Annotated in this window: 4 protein-coding genes; 1 reads left to right on the forward strand and 3 read right to left on the reverse strand. The window is 62.5% G+C overall.

Annotated features, from left to right (window positions below):
• Positions 1 to 612, forward strand: a 612-nt coding sequence (locus AC1D1P_RS21795) for a hypothetical protein (RefSeq protein ID WP_477674410.1), incomplete at its 5' end; no start/stop codon positions are given.
• Between the two features lie 19 nt (positions 613 to 631).
• Here AC1D1P_RS21795 and AC1D1P_RS21800 read toward each other — a convergent pair.
• From AC1D1P_RS21800 to AC1D1P_RS21810, 3 genes are all read right to left on the reverse strand, one after another.
• Positions 632 to 1300, reverse strand: coding sequence for a cupredoxin domain-containing protein (locus AC1D1P_RS21800; protein ID WP_477674411.1), 669 nt, complete (start codon positions 1298 to 1300; stop codon positions 632 to 634).
• The gene (locus AC1D1P_RS21805; protein ID WP_477674412.1) at positions 1297 to 1755 is read right to left on the reverse strand and encodes a group I truncated hemoglobin; all 459 of its coding nucleotides are present in this window, start codon (positions 1753 to 1755) and stop codon (positions 1297 to 1299) included. Before AC1D1P_RS21805 ends, AC1D1P_RS21800 begins: the two co-directional genes overlap by 4 nt.
• 34 nt (positions 1756 to 1789) lie before the next feature.
• Positions 1790 to 2071, reverse strand: a 282-nt coding sequence (locus AC1D1P_RS21810; RefSeq protein WP_477674413.1) for a DUF3034 family protein, incomplete at its 5' end; no start/stop codon positions are given.

Here is a 2071-nt window from a genome sequence, read left to right on the forward strand (position 1 = left end):
GAGGAAGCGAGGCCTGACATGTCCGTGCTCAAGAACCTTTTCAGCGCCAGCAAGAGTCCCAAGCACGATGCCACGGGGCCTGAGACGGGTCCGGTCAAGATGAACCTTGACGAGCGCATGGCGTTTCGGCGCGAGATGCTGTTCGAGGCCATCAAGGTCACGATGCAGGCCCACGGAATTTTGTCGGCCAGCTACAAATTCCGCGTGGTGCGTAACGACAAGCGAGGCCACCAGTACATGGTGCTGGTGGACCTTTCCACCGACTTCCTGGACAACCGGGAAGGTGGGCCGGCCCGGCTGGTCGAGGTGGGTGCGGCTATCGCCAAAAATGCCGCTGCGCGTTACAACCTGCTGGTCAGCGGTGTGTACTGGCAGATCAATGAGCAGATTCAGGCCTTCGCGCCCAGCCGGCCCGTCTCCTTGCCCGCGAGCCAGGATGCGGCCAGCCCACCGCCACCGGTACAACGCCGGGAGCGCGCCACGGCTGAAGAACTCGCGGCCTTTGAAGCCGCCTGGGAGAAGGGGCGGGCGCTGCATATCGGCGACCGGGTCTATTCGTCCGACCTGTCGCCGCTGGAGCCTGATTCCCAGAAGGACGACAGCCGGCGCTAAAAACCTCGGGGCCGGCCGTTCAAGACCTGCGCCTTCGCGGCACCACCGTGAGCTGCATGACGCTTTTGGCCGGCACGGGGCCCACCGTGACCTGCTGCGGCACGATGTCCACCAGCTGGTCGGGGTGCCAGACTTTCAGCTGCGCGGCACCCTCAGGCAGGTCCTCAAAACTCGCGATGCCTTCCGGGCTGGTTTTGGCCGCCCAGGGGGATTCACTGGCGTAGATATAGCCGCGCATCGAGCCATGGATAAAACAGCCCAGCAAGGTGGCCCCGACAACGCCGGCCCTGTCCAGCGTCACTTCACTGGACTTGCCCGGCTTTCCGTCGGGTTTGCCTTCCAGCCGAAGCTCGAAGCCGGCATTCGTCGCGTTGAACTGACCCATACCGGCGGGCGAGCTGCGCACGTGGTGGTCCCAGGGGTCGTTGTTCACAAACTGAATTTTTGCCCCCACGGGAACCACCGTCACCGCGGGAACAAACTGCATCTTTTCCTGGTGAATGGTGGCCTGCGCGGCCAGCGGCGTCCTGGGCTGGGCGCTTTTGTTGGCGGGTGCCACCACGACCACGGCATCCGGCACCGGTTTGCCGTCTTTGTCGAGCACCGACACCGTGAGACTGGCCGCATGAACCCCTGCGCCGAAGGCGAAGAGCGCGCTAATTGCTGTGAGCTGGATCGCTTTTTTCATGGTTTGACCGCCGTTTCAGGGGGCGTGATGATGTCCCGGTTCATGGGAGCCAGCAGCGCCAGCATTTCATTCTGTTTGCGAAAAGGAATGCCCCTGGCATCCATGCTTTGCTGCAGCACCTCCACCAGGGCGTGGAAGTCCGACTTCTTGATGTCGAGGTTGGCGTGCGCGCTTTTCATGTCCGCACCCTTGTAAACGCAGGGGCCGCCGCTCAGGGCGCAGAGCTGGTCCACCAGCTGCTCTTTCACGCGCTGCTGGTTCGACGGCTTGAAATGCGGCCCGGTGCGCGGATCGGCCAGCAGGCGAACCATGAAGTCGTCCATCAGCGCCACCAGGCCGGCTTTTTCACCGAAGGCTTTGTAAAGCTGGTCGTCTTTGGGTGCCGTCTGGGCAAATGCTGCGCCGGCCGTCAACAGGCTTGCCGCGAGGGCAAAAGAAACAAAAGGGTTTTTCATGGGGCGGTTCCTTGAAGGGGGTTGTTCGTCGGGCTTAAAAAGCGACCTGAGCCGAGAGGTAGTAGCCGGTCTGCTTCCGGCTGCCGGTGGTGGCAGGCACGATCACGCCCAGGTCCACATACGCCAGCGTGAGCGAAAGGTTTTTGGTCGGTGCCCAGGCAATAAAGATGTCTTTCCAGTCTTCAGAGCGCAGGCCGTTGCCCAGGCCGGCCGCGCGGCCGGCGCCCTCGAGCTTGTTGCGCATAAAACGGTATTCGGCGCCGATGGCGATGTTTTTGCTGAGCAGGTAAGCCACCGAGAATTCCGGTTGCAGCGT

The sequence above is a fragment of the Polaromonas sp. P1_E1_2 genome (assembly GCF_056406035.1).